Below are 23,369 nucleotides of genomic sequence, written 5' to 3' on the forward strand. Positions count from 1 at the left end.
ACAGAAGGATAGATCTCCATGTCTGACATGAAGCATGACGTAGATGCACTGGAAACTCAAGAATGGCTAGCAGCCCTTGAGTCAGTTGTACGTGAAGAGGGTGTAGAGCGTGCTCAGTTTTTACTAGAGCAAGTTTTAGACAAAGCACGTCTAGACGGTGTTGATATGCCAACTGGTATTACTACCAACTACATCAACACGATTCCTGCAGCACAAGAGCCAGCTTACCCAGGTGACACAACGCTTGAGCGTCGTATTCGCTCAATCATCCGTTGGAACGCGATCATGATCGTTCTGCGTGCATCGAAAAAAGACCTTGAGCTTGGCGGCCACATGGCGTCATTCCAGTCTTCTGCTGCGTTCTACGAAACATGTTTTAACCACTTCTTCCGTGCTCCTAACGAAAAAGATGGTGGCGACTTGGTTTATTACCAAGGTCACATCTCTCCTGGGATCTACGCACGTGCTTTTGTTGAAGGCCGTTTAACTGCTGAACAGCTAGACAACTTCCGTCAAGAAGTGGATGGCAAGGGTATCCCTTCATATCCTCACCCTAAATTAATGCCTGAGTTCTGGCAATTCCCGACTGTATCTATGGGACTAGGTCCGATCTCTGCTATTTACCAAGCTCGCTTCCTTAAATACCTAGATGGCCGTGGTATGAAAGATACCAAAGAGCAACGTGTTTACGCGTTCCTAGGTGATGGTGAAATGGATGAGCCAGAATCACGCGGTGCAATCTCGTTTGCCGCTCGTGAAAAACTCGATAATCTATGTTTCCTAATCAACTGTAACCTACAGCGTCTAGATGGCCCTGTTATGGGTAACGGCAGCATCATCCAAGAACTAGAAGGCCTATTTAAAGGCGCTGGTTGGAATGTGGTTAAAGTTATCTGGGGTAGTAACTGGGATTCACTACTGGCAAAAGACACATCTGGTAAGCTTCTTCAACTAATGAATGAAACTATCGATGGTGACTACCAAACATTCAAATCTAAAGATGGCGCGTACGTACGTGAGCACTTCTTTGGTAAATACCCAGAAACCGCAGCACTTGTTGCTGACATGACTGATGATGAGATCTTCGCGCTTAAGCGTGGTGGTCATGATTCATCTAAACTGTACGCAGCATTTAAAAATGCACAAGAAACCAATGGTCGTCCTACTGTTATCCTAGCGAAAACAGTAAAAGGTTACGGCATGGGTGAAGCGGCAGAAGGTAAGAATATCGCACACCAAGTTAAGAAGATGGACATGACTCACGTACTTCACCTACGTGACCGTCTAGGCCTACAAGATCTGCTAACTGACGAAGCGGTAAAAGAACTGCCATACTTAACGCTGGAAGAAGGCTCTAAAGAGCACGAATATCTACATGCTCGTCGTAAAGCACTAAAAGGTTACACGCCACAGCGTTTGCCTAAATTCACAGAAGAATTAGTGATTCCACCGGTTGATGAATTCAAGCCACTACTTGAAGAGCAGAAGCGTGATATTTCAACAACAATGGCATTTGTTCGTGCATTGAACGTTCTGCTTAAAGATAAAAACATTGGCAAGAACATTGTGCCAATTATCGCCGATGAAGCGCGTACATTTGGTATGGAAGGTCTATTCCGTCAAATCGGTATTTACAATCCACACGGTCAGAACTACACCCCTCAAGATCGCGATATCGTTTCTTACTATAAAGAAGCAACATCAGGTCAGGTACTGCAAGAAGGTATCAATGAGCTAGGTGCTATGTCTTCATGGGTTGCGGCTGCAACATCATACAGCACCAACAACCTGCCAATGATTCCGTTCTACATCTATTACTCCATGTTTGGTTTCCAACGTGTTGGCGATATGGCGTGGATGGCGGGCGATCAACAAGCTCGTGGTTTCTTACTGGGTGCAACAGCAGGTCGTACAACGCTTAACGGTGAAGGTCTACAGCACGAAGATGGCCACTCGCACATCATGGCGGGTACAGTTCCTAACTGTATTTCTTACGATCCAACCTTCGCTTATGAAGTGGCGGTAATCATGCAAGACGGTATCCGTCGCATGTATGGTGATCAAGAGAACGTGTTCTACTACCTAACTCTGATGAACGAAAACTACGCAATGCCAGCAATGCCAGAAGGCGCTGAAGAAGGCATTCGTAAGGGTATCTATAAGCTAGAAACTTACACTGGTTCGAAAGGTAAAGTTCAGCTAATGAGCTCTGGTACTATCATGAACGAAGTGCGTAAAGCGGCTCAAATCTTAAGTGATGAGTACGGTATTGCTTCTGATGTTTACTCGGTAACGTCATTCAACGAAGTAACTCGTGATGGCCAAGCTTGTGAACGTTACAACATGCTTCACCCTGAAGCGCAGGCACAAGTTCCTTACATTCAAACGGTAATGGGTAGCGAACCTGCAATCGCAGCAACGGATTACATGAAAAACTACGCCGAGCAAGTGCGTGCGTTTATCCCTGCTGAGTCTTTCAAAGTGTTGGGTACGGATGGTTTTGGTCGTTCAGACAGCCGCGAAAACTTACGTCGTCATTTCGAAGTGAACGCAGGTTATGTTGTGGTTGCAGCGTTAACTGAACTAGCGAAACGTGGCGAAGTTGAGAAATCTGTCATTGCGCAAGCAATTAAGAAATTCAACATCGATACTGAAAAAACAAACCCGCTATACGCTTAATTGAAGGTAGGAAAGAATAATGGCAATCGAAATTAATGTACCTGACATTGGTGCGGATGAGGTTGAAGTTACTGAAATTCTTGTCAGCGTTGGCGACAAGGTTGAAGAAGAACAGTCTCTTATTACTGTAGAAGGCGATAAGGCTTCTATGGAGGTTCCTGCCTCTCAAGCAGGTATTGTTAAAGAAATCAAAATCGCTGAAGGTGATAAAGTCTCTACTGGTTCATTGATTATGATCTTTGAAGCAGAAGGTGCAGCAGCGCCAGCTGCAGTTGAAGTAGCTCCAGCAGCTGCTCCTGTGGCAGCATCAGCAAGCGAGCTTAAAGAAGTACATGTTCCAGATATTGGCGGTGATGAAGTAGAAGTTACTGAAATCATGGTCGCTATCGGTGATGCAATCGAAGAAGAGCAATCTCTATTGACGGTTGAAGGCGACAAAGCTTCTATGGAAGTTCCAGCGCCATTCGCAGGTACGCTGAAAGAGATCACAGTAGCAGCAGGCGATAAAGTAACGACTGGCTCTTTAATCATGGTATTTGAAGTTGCAGGTTCAGGCGTAGCCGCGGCTCCTGCTGTAGCAGCACCAATGACGGCAGCTCCGACCGCTTCTGCAGCGAAAGAAGTCAACGTTCCAGATATCGGTGGTGATGAAGTAGAAGTGACTGAAATCATGGTTGCCGTTGGCGATACCGTGGAAGAAGAGCAATCTCTAATCACGGTTGAAGGCGACAAAGCTTCAATGGAAGTGCCAGCACCGTTTGCCGGTGTAGTGAAAGAAATCAAGATTACAACAGGCGATAAAGTATCGACTGGCTCGTTAATCATGGTCTTTGAAGTAGCAGGTGCAGCACCAGTTGCAGCTCCTGCTCAAGCAGCGGCACCTGTGGCACCAAAAGCTGAAGTAACCAAACCAGCGACAGTAGCAACAGCAGAGTTTGAAGAGAACAATGAGTATTCTCATGCTTCTCCAGTTGTTCGTCGTCTTGCACGTGAATTTGGCGTTAATCTATCTAAGGTGAAAGGTTCTGGTCGTAAGAGCCGTATCCTAAAAGAAGATGTGCAAAATTATGTGAAAGAAGCACTTAAGCGTCTTGAATCTGGTTCGGCAGCAGCGGCTTCTGGTAAAGGTGATGGCGCAGCACTTGGCCTCCTACCTTGGCCAAAAGTTGATTTCAGCAAGTTTGGTGAAACTGAAGTTCAGCCACTTTCTCGTATCAAGAAAATCTCGGGTGCTAACTTGCACCGTAACTGGGTGATGATCCCACACGTTACCCAATGGGATAACGCTGATATCACCGAGCTTGAGAACTTCCGTAAAGAGCAAAATGCGATTGAAGCGAAGAAAGATACAGGCATGAAGATCACGCCACTCGTGTTCATCATGAAAGCTGTAGCGAAAGCTCTAGAAGCCTTCCCTGCATTTAACTCTTCACTTTCTGACGATGGCGAAAGCTTGATTCTGAAGAAATACGTAAACGTGGGTATTGCGGTTGATACGCCAAATGGTCTCGTTGTTCCTGTCTTTAAAGATGTGAACAAAAAAGGCATTTACGAGCTATCAGCTGAGCTTGCTGAAGTATCGAAGAAAGCACGTGCTGGTAAACTGACAGCGGCAGATATGCAGGGTGGTTGTTTCACTATCTCTAGCCTAGGTGGCATTGGTGGTACTGCATTTACGCCAATCGTCAATGCGCCAGAAGTGGGTATTCTTGGTGTGTCTAAATCAGAGATCAAGCCTGTGTGGAACGGCAAAGAGTTCGAACCACGCCTACAACTTCCACTCTCTCTATCATACGACCACCGTGTGATCGATGGTGCGGAAGGTGCACGCTTCATCACTTTCCTAAATGGTGCATTATCAGACATTCGCCGTCTGGTTTTGTAAGCCAAGTTTAGTTAATGATAGGGCGGCGATTAAGCCGCCCTCGTTAACACGAATAACAAGATGATTGGATTACGAACACTTTTTCCTAATCGAATTGTCGTCTAGCTCACAGGCTAAATGGATTTACTTTTCACACCATTAACATCTCTGTAAACTGTTGCGGTCTGAAAAATATCTCGTTTTAAGTAATTCGTTTTTAATAACAAAACAAATAGATAGAACACCCACTCAGCCTGTTAGGGATAATGACTACAAGAGGTCAAAATGAGCAAAGAAATCAAAGCCCAAGTGGTAGTGCTTGGTGCCGGTCCTGCTGGTTACTCCGCTGCATTCCGCTGTGCAGACTTAGGTCTTGAAACAGTACTTATTGAACGTTACAGCACCCTTGGTGGTGTGTGTTTGAACGTGGGTTGTATCCCATCTAAAGCACTACTTCACGTAGCGAAAGTTATTGAAGAAGCGAAAGCGCTTGCTGAGCATGGTATCGTATTTGGTGAACCACAAACTGACATCGACAAAATTCGTCTTTGGAAAGAAAAAGTGATCAACCAACTGACAGGCGGTCTTGGCGGTATGGCTAAGATGCGTAAAGTCACCGTTGTTAACGGTTTTGGTAAATTTACTGGCCCTAATGCTATCGAAGTTGAAGGTGAAGACGGCAAAACCGTGGTTAACTTCGATAACGCTATCGTTGCTGCGGGTTCTCGCCCAATTAAACTACCATTCATTCCTCATGAAGACCCACGTATTTGGGATTCAACTGATGCACTTGAACTGAAAGAAGTTCCTGGAAAGCTGTTGATCATGGGTGGCGGTATTATCGGTTTGGAAATGGCGACGGTTTACCACTCGCTGGGTTCTAAGATTGATGTGGTTGAAATGTTTGACCAACTTATCCCAGCGGCGGATAAAGACATGGTTAAAGTTTACACCAAACGTATTAAAGACAAATTTAACCTGATGCTTGAAACGAAAGTGACGGCTGTTGAAGCGAAAGAAGATGGTATCTACGTTTCAATGGAAGGCAAAAAAGCACCAGCGGAAGCTGAGCGTTATGATGCAGTCCTTGTTGCTATCGGCCGTGTACCAAATGGTAAGCTGATGGATGCTGAAAAAGCAGGTATTGAAGTGGATGAGCGTGGCTTTATCAATGTGGATAAGCAAATGCGCACGAATGTTCCTCATATCTTCGCTATCGGTGATATTGTTGGTCAACCAATGTTGGCTCACAAAGGTGTGCATGAAGGTCACGTAGCGGCAGAAGTTATTTCAGGTAAGAAACACTACTTTGACCCTAAAGTAATCCCTTCAATTGCGTACACTGAGCCAGAAGTGGCTTGGGTTGGTAAAACTGAAAAAGAAGCGAAAGCAGAAGGTATTAACTACGAAGTAGCGACATTCCCTTGGGCTGCTTCTGGTCGTGCAATCGCTTCTGATTGTGCAGACGGTATGACCAAGCTTATTTTTGATAAAGAGACTCATCGCGTTATTGGTGGTGCTATCGTTGGTACTAACGGTGGTGAACTACTGGGTGAAATTGGTCTTGCTATCGAGATGGGTTGTGATGCAGAAGATATCGCATTGACGATTCATGCTCACCCAACGCTACACGAGTCTGTTGGTCTTGCGGCTGAAGTGTTTGAAGGTACGATTACTGACCTTCCAAACGCGAAAGCGAAAAAGAAAAAGTAATGACCTAATCGTCAGATAAAGAAAAACCGCTGAATTCAGCGGTTTTTTTATGCTCTTATCGATCAGATATTAGTGCTCTTTTTTGTAGATGCACAGCATATTTAGGTAGCTTTTCACTAACGTGCGCATGCTTTCTTCATTCGGTAGACGATTGGCCTGAATAAAGAGCGAGTAGCAGATACCGTGGAAAAGTGTCGCAAGATCTTCAGGATCATGTTCGTTGCATACTTCACCACGTTCGATAGCCTTAATAAACATATTCTTGACTAGTAATTGATTGGTGCGGTTTGTAGAAACAAACAGTGGCCAAACTTCTTCACGTGTCGAAGCACTCCACTCAAACCACACTTTTAACCAGTGGCAGTCATTAACCACAAGGCTAACCATGGCGGTAGTAATATTGGTTAAGTTCTCTTTTGCGTGCAGATCAAGGTCGATATTATCAGCGAGAAAGTTAGAAAATTGGCATACAACGTGCGTTAATACGTCATCCACTAAATCTTCGCGAGTTGGGAAGTAATTGAACACCGTTGCAACAGAAACCTGTGCAATTTCAGCGATATCGGCATGACCACCACGGCCAATGCCTCGTTTTGCAAACACTTCAAGAGCGATTTCCATCAATTGAAGTTTACGCTTTTGTGGTGATAAGCGCGTTCTGGGGCGTTTCTCTATAGATGCGTCCATAATTTTTTAATCCTTACCATTTGACGTTTTGTATTGAGCTTTCCGCTCTAATGATTATTTTGTTAATTGCTTTTAAAGCTTCATGAGTGTACTGCTGCATATGATGTGGGTCAAATAATATGAGCCTGTTTTTTGTTCAATTGCGTTAAATGCAATCAGATTCAAATGTTTTTATTGTTCAAATTAAAAATAACGGTCAATCGGTACAAAGCAAGCCTCATTTAACTATCCCGTACAGCGGTGGTACTATATGTACCAAGCTAGTTACGCGACGCCATCATTACGTAAAACAGTGATCGTAAAGCGTGTCGCATCACCTAAAAAGAGAACAGTATGAAGCATACAGTTGAAGTGATGATTTCTGAGGAAATTGTTCAGGAACGAATTCGTGAATTAGGCAAACAGATCACCGAACATTATCAGGGCAGTGAAGATTTGGTCATGGTTGGCTTGCTACGCGGTTCATTTGTATTTATGGCAGACCTTGCTCGTAACATTGATTTGGTTCACCAAGTTGATTTTATGACGGCATCTAGCTATGGCAATACGATGGAAAGCTCACGTGATGTTCGTATCTTAAAAGATCTGGACGATGACATTAAAGGCAAAGATGTATTGTTGGTTGAAGATATTATCGATACGGGTAATACCTTGAACAAAGTAAAAGAGATCCTTTCGCTGCGTGAACCTAAGTCCATCCACATTTGTACTTTGCTTGATAAGCCTTCACGCCGTGAAGTACCTGTTGATGTAAAATGGATTGGTTTCGAAATCCCTGATGAGTTTGTGGTTGGGGTCGGTATCGATTACGCACAAAAATATCGTCATTTGCCGTTTATTGGCAAAGTTGTGCCACAAGAGTAAGTTAACGAAGATATGATACTAATCGTAGTAAATAACTGTTCATCCTGGCTGGTTAAAATGCTCGATAACTGCGTTAGAATTTTTGATTGTAGACTAACTACTTATCGAAAAATTCTGCCTTGGTCTCAAGCCTTTTTCCTGCGCTATTTCTGATCACTTATTTACTGTGATTGGTATGATAAAGAGCCCACTATTGAGTGGGCTCTTGGTATTTTAGCGACATAATAGCTCGTGATTGGGGTTCAGGATTTTTTCCATCGCCTTTTGATAAGTGTCATTCACCCGTTCGCGTGAATTACAACGAACACCTAGATATTCTAAGCGTCCATCTTCAATACCGTACACTACGCCATGCAGTTCTACATCTTGACCGCGCTCCCACGCGTTTTGTAGGACCGTGGAGTTGCCCAAGTTATACACTTGTTCAGCAACATTGATTTCACAAAGCTTGTCGGCTTTATTTTGTTCGGGTATAGCATCTAAATAGGTGCGATGTTTCAGGTATAAGTCACGAACATGCAGTAACCAGTTGTTGATCAAACCTAGTTGTGGATTATCAATCGCTGCATTCACACCCCCACAGTCATAGTGTCCGCAGATAATGATGTGTTTTACTTTCAATACATCAACCGCATATTGCACCACAGAAAGACAATTCAAGTCGGTATGAATTACCTGGTTTGCGACGTTGCGATGCACAAACAGTTCACCCGAATAAAGCCCGGTTAAACGTTCCGCAGGCACGCGACTGTCAGAGCAACCAATCCAGAGAAAATCAGGGTCTTGCCCTTGAGCTAGCTTTGCAAAGTACTCAGGACGTTCTGCTTTAATCGATTCAGACCAGCGCGAGTTATTTTCAAAAAGCTGTTTAAGTTCTGGCATCTCACTTCCCTTAAAATAGACCAAATTGCATCAATAGTAATGCTCAAGAATAAATCTGACTATACACAATGTTACAATTTCATTCTCTTATAAAATGAAGAAAAAGGCACTCATCTGACGAGTTCTCGTATGAAAAATCATGAACTTAGCTAGTTCCCATTTTTTTAGTCAAGATTGGCTAAAATTGTCGTTAATTAACGGTTAATAATTGTGATTAACATTTGCTACAGTGATGTGATTTTGGTTTTTTACAAGGAGCGCATAAGTGTTTGGGAGTCGTTTTGCCAATATTGATTTGAAAGGTGATTTGTTTGGTGGAGTGACAACGGCCATTATATCACTGCCTTTGGCGTTAGCTTTTGGTGTTGCTTCGGGCGCCGGTGCGGAAGCTGGGCTTTGGGGCGCGATCATGGTCGGGTTATTTGCTGCTTTATTCGGCGGCTCATCAACCTTGATATCAGAGCCTACCGGACCGATGACGGTCATTATGACTGCAGTCTTAACCAGCATGGTCGCTAGCTACCCAGAAACTGGACTGGCTATGACCTTTACTGTTGTGATGATGGCGGGGGCATTTCAGATATTGCTTGGAACCCTCAAGCTTGGAAAATACATCACATTAATGCCATACAGTGTGATATCTGGCTTCATGTCGGGCATTGGTGTCATCCTCATCATTTTGCAACTTTCACCACTGCTTGGTCAGGCAGCCCCTTCGGGTGGGGTGATGGGAACATTGTCTGCATTGCCAGATATCATCAGCAACATGAAGTTTAATGAACTGTTTTTGGGTTTGCTCACTCTTGGTATTCTATTCTTCTTGCCTAACAAATATCGGAAATACGTTCCCGCACAACTGGTTGCTTTAGTGGCAGTGACGTTAATTTCTGTATTGCTATTTAACCCTGAAGATATTCGACGTATTGGCGTGATACCGGCTGGTTTGCCTTCACTGGTGATCCCTACTTTTAATGCTGAAATCTTCACAACCATGGTGATTGATGCGTTAGTGCTAGGCACACTAGGTTGTATTGATACCTTACTGACCGCGGTGATTGGTGACTCTTTAACACGCAAAGAGCATGACTCAGATAAGGAGTTAAGAGGGCAAGGGCTTGCCAATATGATTTCAGGATTATTTGGTGCGTTACCGGGCGCAGGGGCAACGATGGGGACGGTGACTAACATTCAAGTTGGAGCGCGTTCACCTTTATCAGGAGTTGCTCGTGCTTTGGTGTTGGCGTTAGTTGTGTTAGTGGCTGGTGGTTTAACCGAACCTATCCCGATGGCGGTTTTAGCGGGTATTGCTGTCTATGTCGGGTTCAACATTCTCGATTGGAGTTTCATTCAACGCGCGCATAAAGTCAGCGTGCAAGGCATGGCTATTATGTATGGCGTAATGCTGCTGACGGTGTTTGTTGATTTGATTGTGGCGGTTGGCTTAGGTGTATTTATCTCTAATATCTTAATCATTGAACGTTTGAGCCGTGAGCAAGCGCGTCAGGTTAAAGCGATCAGTGATGCTGATGAGAACGATGTGCCCTTGACTGACAGCGAGCGCTCTTTGCTTGAGAAAGCCAATGGCAAAGTGCTGTTCTTTTATCTCTCCGGACCAATGATCTTTAGTGTTTCTAAAGCGATATCTCGCCAGCATAACCACATTAGTGACTATGAAGCGATGATCCTTGACCTTACCGATGTGCCAATGATTGATGTGACGGTTGGCTTAGCGTTAGAAAATGCGATCAAAGATGCGTTAGATGCGAAATGTGCGGTTTATCTGTTGTGTCCGAATATACAAACCAAACAACAGCTAGAGAAGTTCCACATCTTAGATTTAGTACCGAGTGAGCAGACTTACTCTTTCCGTTATGAAGCGTTAAATGCGGCTGTAAGTCATGTAACCCAATCTAACTAGTTTGGGGTGATAACCTTAAGAGCGCAGATCACTTGGTCTGCGCTTTTTATTTCATTAATTTCTAATGTTGGGTTGAAAAATGGTGGGTTAGGTGGCACATCTAACAAGTTAAAGTCACAAAGAGTGATCATTGAATGTACGCATTAGAAATAGAACAACTACGTAAAACCTACGCAGGTGGTTTCGAGGCCCTAAAAGGGGTGAGTTTGCAGGTAAGAAAGGGCGATTTTTACGCACTGCTTGGACCTAATGGGGCTGGAAAATCGACAACTATCGGTATTATTTCATCCTTGGTCAATAAGACTTCCGGTAACGTAAAGGTTTTTGGCTACGATATTGATAAAGATCTGGAACTTGCGAAGCAAAATATTGGCTTGGTTCCTCAAGAATTCAATTTCAACCAATTTGAGAGCGTTGAGCAGATTGTAATGCAGCAGGCGGGTTATTACGGTGTTGCTAAATCGCTAGCGAAAGAAAGAGCGGAAAAGTATTTATCTAAGCTCGATCTGTGGGAAAAACGTAAAGAACGAGCACGAAATCTTTCTGGTGGTATGAAACGCCGCTTAATGATTGCTCGCGCTTTGATGCATGAACCCAAACTGCTCATTTTAGATGAACCGACGGCTGGTGTGGATATTGAGCTCCGTCGTTCAATGTGGGAATTTCTTAAAGAGATCAATGCACAAGGCATTACCATTATTTTGACCACGCACTATTTAGAAGAGGCTGAAATGCTGTGCCGCAACATCGGCATTATCAACCGTGGTGAGTTAATCGAAAATACCTCAATGAAAGATCTGCTCGCGAAACTGCAGTTTGAGACCTTTATTTTGGATTTGGCTGACGATTCACCGTTGCCTCAGTTAGCTGGCGTTGTTTCACAAACCATGGTTAACGGTTCACTAGAAATCGAGTTAGAGAAAACCAAAGGGTTGAATTCAGTGTTCGAGCAACTAACGCAGCAAGGCGTGACAGTATTGTCAATGCGCAATAAAGCTAACCGCTTGGAAGAGCTGTTTGTCAGTATTGTGCAACAACAGAGTCGAGGTCAGTAATTATGTATCGTTTGTATTGGACGGCTTTTTGTAGCTTGTTGACCAAGGAAATAAACCGCTTTACGCGAATTTGGGTGCAGACCTTAGTGCCACCAGCTATTACCATGACGCTTTATTTCATCATTTTTGGTAACTTGATTGGTTCGCGAATTGGTCAAATGAATGGTTTTAGCTATATGGAATATATTGTGCCGGGCTTAATCATGATGTCGGTGATCACCAACTCTTATTCCAATGTTGCTTCTTCTTTCTTTAGCGCGAAATTTCAAAAAAATATTGAAGAGTTACTGGTTGCTCCCGTTCCCAATTACGTGATTATTGCAGGGTTCGTTATGGGGGGCGTAGTGCGAGGTTTATTAGTCGGAGCCATCGTGACTTTTGTTTCGTTGTTTTTTGTTGATCTACAAGTGGATCATTGGGGCATTATTGTTGCGACGGTATTTCTCACGTCAGTAGTGTTTGCTTTAGGCGGCATGATTAACGCGGTGTTTGCTAAGACATTTGACGATATTTCGATTATTCCGACTTTTATACTCACGCCATTAACTTATTTAGGTGGAGTCTTTTATTCGATAAGCCTACTGCCGGATTTTTGGCAAGGAGTATCGAAAATCAACCCAATTGTTTATATGGTTAATGCGTTTCGCTATGGTTTTCTTGGGGTTTCTGATGTGGGTATCGTGACTTCCTTTAGCGTACTGGGGGTTTTTGTGGTCGCGTTGTATGCGGTCGCTCACTATCTTGTATCACGTGGTATTGGTCTGAGAAGCTAGTACCAATCGTAGTCAATAATTGCTAATAAAAAGGTCGACGCATTGTCGACCTTTTTTAGTTCAGTAGGTTGGAGATTATTCTTCTTCAGGATCGGCTTTGCTTTCTACATTGAAATCTACGATTTGGTTATCAATCAAACGGGCTTGGCCTAAAAAAGCTGAAACTAAAATCACTGCTTGAGTTGTCTCGGCTGAGATAACTTGCAGAGTTTTAGCGTCGCGAATGAAGATCTCATCCGGTTGTAAGCCAGCAGCGCGCAGTTGATCACTCGCATCTTCAATGATCGATGCATAGTCATCACGTCCACCACGCATTGCACTACTGATCCAACGCATAGTGCGTGCTAGCACTGGAGCGCGTTGGCGTTGATCGAGTGTAAGCAGGCCATTGCGTGAGCTCATGGCTAACCCGTCCATTTCGCGCACGGTTGGAACACCAATAATTTCAATATCCATGCATAGGTCATTAACCATCTGACGAATAACGGCCAATTGCTGGAAATCTTTTTCCCCAAAACAAGCGACATTAGGCTGAATAATATTGAATAGTTTAGCGACAATGGTTGCTACACCACGAAAATGTCCTGGTCTTGAAGCGCCTTCGAGCATATGCGATAGCCCTGGTACTTCAATAAAGGTTTGTTTGTCTAAACCTTGTGGATACATCACTTCTGGGGTTGGAGTAAAGACAAAATCAACGCCTTCCGCGTTAAGTTTACTTAAGTCTTCATCTAATGTTCTTGGGTAGTTGTTTAAGTCATCTGCACGATCAAATTGCATTGGATTGACAAAAATACTGACCACGACCACATTTCCCTCTTCACGAGCTTTACGCACTAGGGTCAAGTGGCCTTCATGTAAGTTGCCCATGGTTGGCACAAAAGCGACTCGGCGACCATCACGCTTATACTGTTTGATCTGCTCGCGAAGAGCTGAAATGTCAGCAAAAGTTTGCATGAATATCTCCTTTAGGCAATGGTATGAGCATCATCAGGGAAGGCTGCACTTTCTACATCTTTGATGTATTGTGCAACGGCTTTACGCATATCACCTGTTTCAGCAAGGAAGTTTTTCGAGAATTTTGGCATGTAGTTCGCCGAAATTCCAAACATATCGTGCATTACTAAAATTTGACCATCTGTTACATTACCTGCACCAATACCAATTACTGGTACCTCTAGGACTTCGGTAATGCGCGCGGCAAGGCTAGCAGGAACACATTCTAGTAATACAATTTGAGCGCCGGCATCTTGCAGTGCTAATGCATCTTTTACCATGCGATCGGCTTTTTCTTGATCTCGGCCTTGTACTTTATAACCGCCAAAAATATTGACTGATTGAGGGGTTAAACCCAAGTGAGCACAAACTGGAACCGCACGCTCTGTCAGCATTTTTACGGTATCCACTAACCAGTCGCCACCTTCAATTTTCACCATGTTTGCACCAGCTTGCATGATTTTGGCTGCATTTTCGCATGCTTGCTCTGGTGTGGCGTAGCTCATGAAAGGCATGTCGGCCATCAGTAAGCAGTTTGGGCTGCCTGCACGCACACTGCGAGTGTGGTAGGCGATCTCATCGACCGTGACGGGCAGAGTATCAGTTTTACCTTGCAGTACCATTCCTAACGAGTCACCGACGAGTAAAACGGGCATTTCTTGGCTTTCAAAAAGTTGTGCAAAACTGGCGTCATAAGCGGTCACTGACGCAAATTTACGACCTTGTTGTTTCCATTGAACTAGGTCGTTGATCGTAATTTTTTTCATTTGATGTCCTTACTAGGCGTTGGCGATTGCCAAATACTGAGCCCATTACGATCGACTTGGTTTAAAAGTTCGTTGAGCTCAGCCCCATCAGGGAGTTGTAAATTTGGTGCGATTTCAGCGAGCGGGTAAAGTACGAATTCTCGTACTTTCATTCCATAATGAGGAATGGTTAGACGCTCGGAATCGATCACCTCATTGCCGTAAAGAAGAATATCTAAGTCGAGAGTTCTTGGCCCCCAACGTTCATCTTTACGGACGCGCCCCTGTTCCAACTCGATGCGTTGTGTGCAATCAAGTAGTTCAAGTGGCGTTAATTCAGTTTGGACTTTAACGACAGCATTGATGTAATCGGGTTGATTTTGCGGCCCCATTGGCGTGCTGCTGTAAAGTTCAGATGTTGCAATAAATTCAGACTTCGGTAGACATTTTAGGGCATCAATCGCTTGTTTTGCTTGTGTGACGGGATCGCCTAAATTGCTACCAACCGCAATGTAAACCTCGATCATGATTCAGGCTTACTCTTCTTCGTATTGCGTGGGCTTTTGCGGCGACGGAAGCTAGGTTTACTGGTAGTGCCACCTAAATCGTTTGCCATCGCTTGGCGCATATCACGACCCGCGCTTTCAAAAGTTGCCCACCAATCAGCTAGTTTCTTCGTTTCTCCGCCTTCAATTTCACCACGCATTTGTAGGAAATCAAAACCAGCTCGGAACTTATTGAGTTCCATTAAGCGGAAAGCACGCTTGCCATTGCGACGAGGTAGTCGTAGCTGAAGCTGCCAAATCTCGCGGATAGTTGCCGTATGACGGCGAGGTATGGCCAGTGTTTTGACTACTTGATCAAGAATCAAATTGCTCGCTTCCATTACCGCATCGTAATAAGCAAAATTACGTTGTTCCATTAACTCTTCGGCCAACTGCACGGTTGGATACCAGAAGATAGCCGCGAACATAAAGGCTGGATTAATGCGTTTACCTTCTTCAATGCGTAGGTCGGTAGAGTCCAAGACGAGATCAAGCATTTGCTCTGTCTGTGAGTCGTATTCCGGCGTGAAATACTGAGCAATGACTGGAAACAACTGTTGGAACAAGTTGTACTCACGCATTAAGTGATAAGTCTCTAAACCATGACCAGTTTGCAGCATTTTGAGTGATTCTTCGTACAGACGTGCTGCAGGAATATCTCTCAGTAAGGGGGCAAGGTGTTCGATTGGATCGGCGGTATCTTCTTCAATATCAAAGTCGAGCTTGGCCGCAAAGCGTATAGCACGCAACATGCGAACTGGATCTTCGCGATAGCGAGTCTCAGGGTCACCAATTAAACGAATCAGCTTATCTTCTAAGTCATCAACGCCGCCAGCATAATCGTGAATGCTGTAATCTGCGATGCTGTAGTACATGGCGTTGATGGTGAAATCACGACGTTCGGCATCTTCATCAATTGTGCCGTAGACGTTATCACGCAAAAGCATACCTGCTTCCGATTGTGCGGAAACATTTTGCGTCGGCTCTTGGTGATGGCCGCGAAAGGTTGCTACTTCGATAATATCTCGGCCAAACATAATATGCGCTAAACGGAAGCGACGACCTATTAATCGGCAGTTACGAAACAGATGGCGAATTTGTTCTGGCGTTGCATTGGTGGCGATATCAAAATCTTTTGGTGTTTCACCAAGCAGTAAATCACGTACTCCGCCACCGACTAGGTACGCGTCAAAACCTGCGCCATGAAGTCGGTATAGCACCTTTAGCGCATTATCGCTGATTTGCTTGCGCGAAATATTGTGCTCTTGACGAGTGATAATATTCAGAGCTAAGTCTTGGTAAACGCGGTTTTCGCGTGGTGTATAGTCGTTTTTATTCATGTGCATCTGGCAATGATTGGTTTTGGCCAACCTTGCTTTTTTAAGTAAAAGTGCCCGATAGGGACGATTTTGCGGCTAATAATAGCGTAAGGATAGCCTTTTGAGAATCACGGTGTGATCTCGATCTCCCGAGGGAGTTGTTCAATATGCCAATTTTGGCAGCCCCATTGGATGATTTCTTCGATTGAGGCGTCGCTAATCTCTTGTTTTATACTGAACCCTAAGAATCGCATTGCATTTAGTAATGTGGGTTTAGGATTCTGAATATCAATCGCCATGGCATGATTTTGTTTCGATAATTTATTACCGCTTCCGTCCATAGCTAATGGAAGATGTAGATAGCTTACCGGAGTTTTATGTAAGCAATGATACAGGCTGATTTGTCGTCCCGTTGGCTCAATTAAATCCGCGCCGCGTACCACTTCAGTTACTCCTTGATCGATATCATCAAGGACAACGGCTAGATTATAAGCGAATAAACCATCTCGTCGCTTAATAATGAAGTCTTCTTCTGCCAATGCCTTAGGAATGTGAATTTCGCCATGTTTTTGATCGAAAAATGATTCTATCGGCATGTCGACGCGCAATCTTACCGAGCAATCGCTAGCGAATGAAAGCTTTTTATGACGGCAGGAGCCTAAATAGAAGCCACCTGCTTGTTTAATTTGCTTACGTGTACATTGACAGTAATAGGCTTGTCCAGTCGTTAACCAGAGATCAATTTGGCTTTGATATAACGCATGGCGTTGGCTTTGGTAAACGACTTCACCATCCCAGAGCAGTCCATAGGCTTCAATGGCTTGCAATATTAATGAGGCTGCACCGGGCATTTCTCTTGGTGGATCCAGATCTTCAATACGAACCAGCCATTGGCCGTGTTGGGATTTTGCTTGAAAATAGCTACCTAGCGCTGCGATCAGCGAGCCAAAATGCAGTGGACCAGAAGGTGAAGGGGCAAATCGTCCAATATAGTTCATCGCGATTCATCCAAGTGGGAAGGGAATAAAACAAAAAGGGAGCTTAAGCTCCCTTTATTAACATTGCTAGGATTAACCTTGCATCTGTTTTTCTTTAAGCTCTGCAAGCGTTTTACAGTCAATGCAAAGGTCTGCGGTTGGGCGAGCTTCTAGGCGACGTACGCCAATTTCAACGCCACAAGACTCACAGAAGCCGTAGTCATCTTCTTCAATCTTGTTCAGTGTTTTTTCAATTTTCTTGATCAAACGACGTTCGCGGTCACGGTTACGCAGTTCTAAACTGAACTCTTCTTCTTGAGATGCGCGATCAACAGGATCTGGAAAGTTTGCCGCTTCATCTTTCATGTGGTTAACCGTGCGTTCAACTTCGTCACGAAGTTGGCTACGCCAAGCGCCTAAAATTTTTGTAAAGTGAGCCATCTGCTCAGGTGACATATACTCTTCACCTGGTTTTTCCTGGTACGGCTCAACACCTGCAATGGCTAGGATGCCTATCGCTTTTTTCTTCTCTGGCATACAGCGTCTCCTACTAACACCTAGTCAACTGCGTGAGCAGCTAATTTGAGGCGGGTATCTATAGCAAAAAGAAGTATGGTAGGCAAACACTGAATCGTAAACTTGTTGTCAATGTGAAGACGCCATCAACTTTTTATCATGAATAGGCGAATTCTACAGCTTTAACCAGTTTGATTTCATTTTCAGAAAGCACAGCCTTGTAGCACAGTACTTCCACCCCTTCTTTTTGCGCCTGTTTAAGTAATTGTGAATAGTTCGCGTCTATATGGTGTGCTGGCGACACTTTTTCAATCCCTGAATGTAAAACAGTGAATAAAAGTACGGCTCTACTTCCATTTTTAGCCATTTCTGTTAGTTCGCGTAAATGCTTTTGCCCGCGCGTTGTGATCGCATCAGGAAAATAACCTTGTCCAGGGTTGTACTCAGCGGTCTCTGTCGTAGAGTGGGATTCATCTAATAAGGTGACACTCTTCACTTCTATATAGCATTTTGGTTTGGATTCTGATTTGAGCAAGATATCAATTCGACTATTTTCTTGGCCGTATTTCACTTCTGTTTGTAAGTGATCGTAGCCTACCAGCTCTTTAATCACGCCATTTTCAATCGCTTCAACGGCTAATTGATTAGCGCGAGCAGTATTAACGCAAATGTGATCTCCTTGTGTGGTTTCGCTGATTTCCCAGCTGTGGGGGTATTTGCGTTTTGGATTATCGGAAGTGGAAAACCACACACGATTACCTGTATCAGCACAACCGGTCATGGCACCGGTATTGGCGCAATGAATCGTACGTGTTGTACCGTCATCCATTGTGATATCAGCCAGAAAGCGTTTATAGCGCTGAATCAAGACCGCGGATTGAAGTGGAGGATTGAACTGCATTTATCTACTGTTTTTATGTACAATGTTGCCGCCATTTAAACACAAGGACTGCACATTGTCACAATTGCCCATTCAAGCTGTGATGCCCAAGCTACTGGCTGGGATACAACGCTCCCCTCAGTTAATTGTTAAAGCGACGCCGGGAGCGGGTAAATCGACGTATTTTCCTCTGCAATTACTTAAGTCGGGCATCTTAACTGGCAAGATCATTATGCTCGAACCTCGACGTTTAGCTGCTCGCAACATTGCAAGCTACATTGCTCTGCAGTTAGGTGAGCGTGTTGGGCAAACTGTTGGCTATCGAGTGCGTGGTGATAGCAAAGTCAGTGCTTGTACTCAGCTCGAAGTTGTGACTGAAGGTATTATGACGCGGATGATTCAAGCCGATCCGGAACTTTCAGGTGTGCAGTTGCTGATTTTCGATGAATTTCATGAACGTAGTATTCATGCTGATACCGCTTTAGCATTGAGTTTGGAGGTGCAGTCGGCCTTACGCGATGACTTAAAGTTGGTGGTGATGTCTGCAACGTTAGATCAGCACACCTTACAGTCATTATTGCCGCTGGCCGAATACGTTGAATCAGATGGTCGCTCATACCCGGTTGATATTCGTTACGCACCGTTAAAAGCGAATCAGTACCTGATTCCAATCTTGGGTAAATATATTGATTCATTGATGCGTTCTGAAAGTGGTTCATTGCTGGCTTTTTTGCCGGGTGTTTCCGCTATTAAGCAGTTAGAACAACAGTTGTCTAATCTTGCTGATGATATTGACGTTTGCCCTTTGTATGGGCAGTTGAGTAGTGAAATGCAGCAACAGGCGATTACACCCGCTAAAGCAGGGCGACGCAAAGTAGTACTGGCGACTAATATTGCCGAGACTTCTTTGACGATTGAAGGTATTCGTATCGTGGTCGATTCAGGGCTTGAGCGTGTCGCCAAGTTTGACTTAAAAACTGGCATTACTCGTTTAGAACAAGTGAAAATCGCCCAATCATCGGCCGACCAGCGTGCCGGTCGTGCTGGTCGTTTAGAGCCTGGAATCGCTTTACGTCTGTATAGTGAAGCCCAGTATAAACAGCAGCCTCAAGTTTCATCCGCTGAAATTTTACACACAGATTTAGCGCCACTGGCGATGGAGTTAGCCCAGTGGGGCGTGGCTTCAGTCAATGAATTGCCGTGGTTGGATGTGCCACCACAACCAGCTATGCAACAAGCATGGCAATTGCTTAATGCGCTTGACTTAATGGACAGCAAGCAGCAGCTTTCTGCATTGGGTCAAGAGGCTCAATATCTAGGCGTTGAACCTCGACTCGCCAGTATGTTACTAAAAGCGAAAGCGCATAGCGACGCGATGCTCAATAGTGCATTGGCCGTCGCTGCGTTGCTTGAAGAGCCGGAGCGTCATGTCTTAGATGTTCAACATAGCTTATTTCGCTGGCAGCAAGGTAAGCACAATAAAGCTCAAGCCATGCACAAACGTGCCATGAGTTTGGCCAACAAATTAGGGGCTACATTTGCTCTTACCTCAGTTTATGAATCACTGGTTGCCATAGTGCTAAGCCTTGCGTTTCCTGATCGCATTGCAGCGCTACGCGATAGTCGCCAAGCTGGGCAATTTTTATTGGCGAATGGTCATGGTGCTCAAGTGCGTGAAGAAGAGCGATTAGCTAATGCTCCCTATTTGGTTGCGGTGGATTTAATGCGCACTAGCGTTGGTGCGAGTCAGATCTTTAGTGCTGCAGAGTTGGATATGCATGCTTTGCAATCTCACTTTCCTGAGTTATTTCATAGCGATGAATTTGTGGATTGGGATGAAAAATCGGGTCGCTTAAGCGCTGAAAAGCAGTTGCGTTGCGGTAAGTTAATTATTGAGCGCCAAGTGTCAGCAGAGCCGGATCAAGATAAAATCACGCAAGCTTTACTTAATTATGTTCGTCGTAAGGGGTTATCGGTATTACAGTGGAGCGATGATGCGCAAGTATTACTCACCCGTATTAGGTGTGCCGTACAATGGTTACCCGAAGAAGACTGGCCTGCCTGTGATGATGACAGCTTACTTGAGCAGTTGGAGGTTTGGTTAGCCCCGTACCTCAATGGCATTAAATCGGCTAAAGGACTGCGCCAAATCTCGGTTGAGGATGCTTTAGATGCTTACTTAGGATGGCCATTGAATAACTATTTAGCTCAATGGTTACCGACTCACCATACTTTGCCTACCGGTAATCGAGCGCCAATTCGTTATCAGCAACATGGTGAGCCAATGCTCTCCGCGAGGATGCAAGAAGTATTTGGTGAGCACGATTCACCTTGCATCGCGAAAGGGCGTAAAAAATTGGTGATGGAGTTACTTTCTCCAGCTCAACGCCCGTTACAAGTAACTCAAGATCTGGCGGCTTTCTGGGCGGGTGCGTACAAAGAAGTACAAAAAGAGATGAAAGGGCGTTATCCCAAGCATGTATGGCCAGATGATCCCGCCACTCATATCGCCACGACAAAAACCAAACGACAGTTAACGAAATGACAACCAATAATAAAAAGCCAGCAGTGAAGAAAACGACAAAGAAAGCAAGCACTCCACGTCGTGCACCACAACGTAAAACCAAAGCTAAAAAAACGCCGTCTCAACATAAAAGCTGGCTAAAAATAGTGTGGGGAATCAGTTGGAAGTTAGGTGTGGCATTAGCCGCGGTACTGCTATTTGTTGGTATTTACCTTGATACGTTAGTCAAACAGCGTTTTGAAGGGCAATTATTTGATCTTCCAACGGTGGTGTATGCCCGTATTTTAAACCTTGAACCTGGTGATAGCACCACTATCCAAGAACTGCGCAATGAATTGGATGTGCTTAATTATCGCAAGGTAAGTCAACCGCGTTATGCGGGAGAGTATTCTTCTTCTTCCACTAAAATCGAAATTATTCGCCGTCCTTTTGAGTTTGCCGATGGTCCGGAGGCTGACCGTCATGCCATGTTGTATTTTGATGAGAATGGATTATCGCGAATCCAATCCTTAGAGCAGAAAGGGGATTTAGGCTATTTGCGTATTGAACCTAAAATGTTGGGGATGTTAGAAAAAGGCAACGATGAACAGCGCCTTTTTTTACGTCGAGAGCAATTTCCAGAAGTGATGGTTGATGCTTTATTGGCCACTGAAGATCGCTATTTTTATCAACATGACGGTGTTTCTCCTTTTGCCATTATTCGAGCTCTGGTCGCTAATATTAAAGCGGGACGAACGGTGCAGGGTGGTAGTACCTTGACCCAGCAATTGGCCAAGAATATTTTTCTGTCTAGCGACAGAACGTTATGGCGTAAATTAAGAGAAGCGTATATCGCGCTTATTCTTGATCACCGTTACAGCAAAGATCGCATTTTAGAAGCGTATTTGAATGAAGTGTATTTAGGTCAAAGTGGTGGTGAAGCGATTCATGGTTTTGGTTTAGCCTCGCGTCTTTATTTCGGTCAGCCTTTACAGGAATTGCGCATTGATCAGCTTGCTTTACTGGTTGGTATGGTCAAAGGTCCCTCCTATTACAACCCAGCCCGTTATCCAGAACGAGCCAAAGAGCGCCGAGATTTGGTTCTCAAGCTGATGATGCAGCAAAATATTTTGACAGCTAACCAGTTTGAACAAGCGGCCAGTCGGCCTTTAGATGTGCAGAAAATTCCACATATTGCGAGTCGCCAACCTGCCTATTTTCAACAGTTGAGTATCGAGTTGAAAGAGAAGGTTGGTGATGCTTTTAAATCCGATGTTGGCTTAAGAGTGTTTACTTCGTTAGATCCTGTTTCACAAGCAAAACTGGAACAAGCGATTGATATTCAAATTCCAACCTTGGCTAAGACCGCAGGTAAAGACTTGGAAGCCGCGGCGATTGCAGTTGATCGAAATAGCGGTGAAATTCGTGCCATGGTCGGTGGTAAACGTACAGGTTATGACGGTTTTAACCGAGCGTTAAACGCCAGTCGTCCGATTGGCTCGTTAGTCAAACCAGCGGTTTATCTCACGGCTTTGCAACAGCCAGAACAATACAGCTTAGCAACGACGTTAATGGATAAGCCTATTACGCTTAAAGGCAGTCAAGGTAATGTGTGGTCACCGCGTAATTATGATCGTCAGTTTCGTGGTGAAGTTCCATTATATGTAGCATTAGCTAAATCACTGAATGTCCCAACTGTTCAGCTTGGTATGCAGTTGGGCATTGATAATGTGTCAAAAACATTGCAGCGTTTAGGCATCGATAAAAATGAAATTCGCCCAGTACCTTCGATGTTCTTAGGCGCATTCTCGCTAACACCTTATCAAGTTGCACAAATGTACCAAACGCTAACCAATTCTGGCAAAAAAGCTTCCTTATCAGCATTGCGTTCGGTGTTAGATTTGGATGGTAATGTACTTTATCAATCAATGCCGAAAGTGTCTCAAGCTGTCGACCAACAAGCGGCGTGGCTGACGACCTATGCGATGAAGCGTGGCGTGCTTGAAGGTACTGGACGTTATCTAAATAACCAGTTTGCTTGGGCGGCCTTAGCAGGTAAAACGGGAACAACCAATGATAACCGTGACAGCTGGTTTGTTGGTATAGATGGGCGTGAAGTGACCACTGTTTGGCTTGGACGTGATGATAACCAGCCGATTAAGTTGACGGGGTCCAGTGGTGCTTTGCGTGTTTACGCCGAATATTTGAAGCACCGTATTCCCGAAAAATTAGAGCTGCCTTGGCCGCAAGGTATTACCACGGTTGGGTTTGCAAAAGATCAAAATGGTGAGTTGGTGCTTGACTGTAACAATGAATTTAAGTTGCCAATTTGGGATAAAAGTGGCTCAATCAAACAAGGTTGTGACAAGCCGCCGGGACAATGGTTTAAAAAACTCTTCCAGTGGTAATTATGGACGTTTATATTAAGCTGATTTTAAAGGTATTTAAGGAA

18 protein-coding genes are annotated in these 23,369 nt (G+C 44.4%); 9 read left to right on the top strand and 9 right to left on the bottom strand.

What is annotated here, in order from left to right; all coding sequences use genetic code 11:
• Positions 1–18 precede the first annotated feature (18 nt).
• The 3 genes from aceE to lpdA all read left to right on the top strand — a co-directional run bounded on the left by aceE (position 19) and on the right by lpdA (position 6,256).
• A complete protein-coding gene (gene aceE / locus EYW48_RS03145) occupies positions 19–2,679 on the top strand; it encodes a pyruvate dehydrogenase (acetyl-transferring), homodimeric type (RefSeq protein ID WP_053311325.1) in 2,661 nt (886 codons plus the stop codon).
• 19 nt (positions 2,680–2,698) lie between these two features.
• Positions 2,699–4,564: a pyruvate dehydrogenase complex dihydrolipoyllysine-residue acetyltransferase gene (aceF, locus tag EYW48_RS03150; protein WP_171979584.1), complete on the top strand. Its 1,866-nt coding sequence runs from the start codon at positions 2,699–2,701 to the stop codon at positions 4,562–4,564.
• A gap of 264 nt (positions 4,565–4,828) precedes the next feature.
• Positions 4,829–6,256: a dihydrolipoyl dehydrogenase gene (gene lpdA, locus EYW48_RS03155; protein WP_053311323.1), complete on the top strand. Its 1,428-nt coding sequence runs from the start codon at positions 4,829–4,831 to the stop codon at positions 6,254–6,256.
• 69 nt (positions 6,257–6,325) lie between these two features.
• On the opposite strand, the gene EYW48_RS03160 is transcribed toward lpdA, so the two are convergent.
• Positions 6,326–6,943, bottom strand: a complete 618-nt coding sequence (locus EYW48_RS03160; protein ID WP_053311322.1) for a LuxR/HapR/OpaR family quorum-sensing transcriptional regulator — start codon at positions 6,941–6,943, stop codon at positions 6,326–6,328.
• 333 nt (positions 6,944–7,276) lie between these two features.
• Here EYW48_RS03160 and hpt point away from each other — a divergent pair, with 333 nt between their 5' ends.
• Positions 7,277–7,807 carry a hypoxanthine phosphoribosyltransferase gene (gene hpt / locus EYW48_RS03165; RefSeq protein WP_053311321.1) on the top strand — a complete coding sequence of 177 codons (531 nt, stop codon included), beginning with the start codon at positions 7,277–7,279 and terminating at the stop codon, positions 7,805–7,807.
• Positions 7,808–8,020: 213 nt separating this feature from the next.
• On the opposite strand, the gene can is transcribed toward hpt, so the two are convergent.
• Complete coding sequence (gene can, locus EYW48_RS03170) at positions 8,021–8,689, bottom strand: carbonate dehydratase (RefSeq protein WP_053311320.1); 669 nt, start codon at positions 8,687–8,689, stop codon at positions 8,021–8,023.
• 265 nt (positions 8,690–8,954) lie between these two features.
• Between can and EYW48_RS03175 the strand changes: the two genes are divergently transcribed.
• The 3 genes from EYW48_RS03175 to EYW48_RS03185 all read left to right on the top strand — a co-directional run bounded on the left by EYW48_RS03175 (position 8,955) and on the right by EYW48_RS03185 (position 12,435).
• On the top strand, positions 8,955–10,607 hold the full coding sequence (locus EYW48_RS03175; protein ID WP_274672556.1) for a SulP family inorganic anion transporter: 1,653 nt from the start codon (positions 8,955–8,957) through the stop codon (positions 10,605–10,607).
• A 134-nt stretch (positions 10,608–10,741) separates the two neighbouring features.
• Positions 10,742–11,662 (top strand): ABC transporter ATP-binding protein, encoded by a 921-nt coding sequence (locus tag EYW48_RS03180; protein ID WP_277431850.1) that lies wholly within the window; start codon positions 10,742–10,744, stop codon positions 11,660–11,662.
• Between the two features lie 2 nt (positions 11,663–11,664).
• Positions 11,665–12,435, top strand: coding sequence for an ABC transporter permease (locus EYW48_RS03185; RefSeq protein WP_053311317.1), 771 nt, complete (start codon positions 11,665–11,667; stop codon positions 12,433–12,435).
• 75 nt (positions 12,436–12,510) lie between these two features.
• Here EYW48_RS03185 and panC read toward each other — a convergent pair whose 3' ends face one another.
• The 7 genes from panC to sfsA all read right to left on the bottom strand — a co-directional run bounded on the left by panC (position 12,511) and on the right by sfsA (position 18,435).
• Positions 12,511–13,392 (bottom strand): pantoate--beta-alanine ligase, encoded by an 882-nt coding sequence (gene panC / locus EYW48_RS03190; RefSeq protein WP_171979580.1) that lies wholly within the window; start codon positions 13,390–13,392, stop codon positions 12,511–12,513.
• Positions 13,393–13,403: 11 nt separating this feature from the next.
• Positions 13,404–14,198, bottom strand: coding sequence for a 3-methyl-2-oxobutanoate hydroxymethyltransferase (gene panB / locus EYW48_RS03195; protein WP_171979579.1), 795 nt, complete (start codon positions 14,196–14,198; stop codon positions 13,404–13,406).
• Positions 14,195–14,704, bottom strand: a complete 510-nt coding sequence (gene folK / locus EYW48_RS03200) for a 2-amino-4-hydroxy-6-hydroxymethyldihydropteridine diphosphokinase (protein ID WP_053311314.1) — start codon at positions 14,702–14,704, stop codon at positions 14,195–14,197. The genes panB and folK overlap by 4 nt, the downstream gene beginning before the upstream one ends.
• Complete coding sequence (pcnB, locus tag EYW48_RS03205; protein WP_274679665.1) at positions 14,701–16,062, bottom strand: polynucleotide adenylyltransferase PcnB; 1,362 nt, start codon at positions 16,060–16,062, stop codon at positions 14,701–14,703. Before pcnB ends, folK begins: the two co-directional genes overlap by 4 nt.
• 107 nt (positions 16,063–16,169) lie before the next feature.
• Positions 16,170–17,039 (bottom strand): tRNA glutamyl-Q(34) synthetase GluQRS, encoded by an 870-nt coding sequence (gene gluQRS, locus EYW48_RS03210; RefSeq protein WP_168523287.1) that lies wholly within the window; start codon positions 17,037–17,039, stop codon positions 16,170–16,172.
• 72 nt (positions 17,040–17,111) lie between these two features.
• Complete coding sequence (gene dksA, locus EYW48_RS03215) at positions 17,112–17,555, bottom strand: RNA polymerase-binding protein DksA (RefSeq protein ID WP_053311311.1); 444 nt, start codon at positions 17,553–17,555, stop codon at positions 17,112–17,114.
• A gap of 136 nt (positions 17,556–17,691) precedes the next feature.
• Positions 17,692–18,435, bottom strand: a complete 744-nt coding sequence (sfsA, locus tag EYW48_RS03220) for a DNA/RNA nuclease SfsA (protein ID WP_171979577.1) — start codon at positions 18,433–18,435, stop codon at positions 17,692–17,694.
• Positions 18,436–18,490: 55 nt separating this feature from the next.
• Between sfsA and hrpB the strand changes: the two genes are divergently transcribed.
• Both hrpB and mrcB read left to right on the top strand, forming a co-directional pair.
• Positions 18,491–20,959: an ATP-dependent helicase HrpB gene (gene hrpB / locus EYW48_RS03225; protein ID WP_277431851.1), complete on the top strand. Its 2,469-nt coding sequence runs from the start codon at positions 18,491–18,493 to the stop codon at positions 20,957–20,959.
• Positions 20,956–23,325, top strand: a complete 2,370-nt coding sequence (mrcB, locus tag EYW48_RS03230) for a penicillin-binding protein 1B (protein WP_171979575.1) — start codon at positions 20,956–20,958, stop codon at positions 23,323–23,325. The genes hrpB and mrcB overlap by 4 nt, the downstream gene beginning before the upstream one ends.
• The last annotated feature ends 44 nt before the right edge of the window (positions 23,326–23,369 follow it).

It is taken from the genome of Vibrio sp. 1180_3 (genome assembly GCF_029478545.1).
Classification (GTDB): domain Bacteria; phylum Pseudomonadota; class Gammaproteobacteria; order Enterobacterales; family Vibrionaceae; genus Vibrio; species Vibrio aestuarianus.

Bases quoted from the DNA above. Each gene is read 5' to 3' on its own strand.
- panC (WP_171979580.1), bottom strand. From the start codon at position 13,392: ATGCAAACTTTTGCTGACATTTCAGCTCTTCGCGAGCAGATCAAACAG.
- pcnB (WP_274679665.1), bottom strand. From the start codon at position 16,062: ATGAATAAAAACGACTATACACCACGCGAAAACCGCGTTTACCAAGAC.
- hpt (WP_053311321.1), top strand. From the start codon at position 7,277: ATGAAGCATACAGTTGAAGTGATGATTTCTGAGGAAATTGTTCAGGAA.
- sfsA (WP_171979577.1), bottom strand. From the start codon at position 18,435: ATGCAGTTCAATCCTCCACTTCAATCCGCGGTCTTGATTCAGCGCTAT.
- folK (WP_053311314.1), bottom strand. From the start codon at position 14,704: ATGATCGAGGTTTACATTGCGGTTGGTAGCAATTTAGGCGATCCCGTC.
- mrcB (WP_171979575.1), top strand. From the start codon at position 20,956: ATGACAACCAATAATAAAAAGCCAGCAGTGAAGAAAACGACAAAGAAA.
- EYW48_RS03180 (WP_277431850.1), top strand. From the start codon at position 10,742: ATGTACGCATTAGAAATAGAACAACTACGTAAAACCTACGCAGGTGGT.
- EYW48_RS03160 (WP_053311322.1), bottom strand. From the start codon at position 6,943: ATGGACGCATCTATAGAGAAACGCCCCAGAACGCGCTTATCACCACAA.
- lpdA (WP_053311323.1), top strand. From the start codon at position 4,829: ATGAGCAAAGAAATCAAAGCCCAAGTGGTAGTGCTTGGTGCCGGTCCT.
- aceF (WP_171979584.1), top strand. From the start codon at position 2,699: ATGGCAATCGAAATTAATGTACCTGACATTGGTGCGGATGAGGTTGAA.
- dksA (WP_053311311.1), bottom strand. From the start codon at position 17,555: ATGCCAGAGAAGAAAAAAGCGATAGGCATCCTAGCCATTGCAGGTGTT.
- aceE (WP_053311325.1), top strand. From the start codon at position 19: ATGTCTGACATGAAGCATGACGTAGATGCACTGGAAACTCAAGAATGG.
- can (WP_053311320.1), bottom strand. From the start codon at position 8,689: ATGCCAGAACTTAAACAGCTTTTTGAAAATAACTCGCGCTGGTCTGAA.
- panB (WP_171979579.1), bottom strand. From the start codon at position 14,198: ATGAAAAAAATTACGATCAACGACCTAGTTCAATGGAAACAACAAGGT.
- gluQRS (WP_168523287.1), bottom strand. From the start codon at position 17,039: ATGAACTATATTGGACGATTTGCCCCTTCACCTTCTGGTCCACTGCAT.
- EYW48_RS03185 (WP_053311317.1), top strand. From the start codon at position 11,665: ATGTATCGTTTGTATTGGACGGCTTTTTGTAGCTTGTTGACCAAGGAA.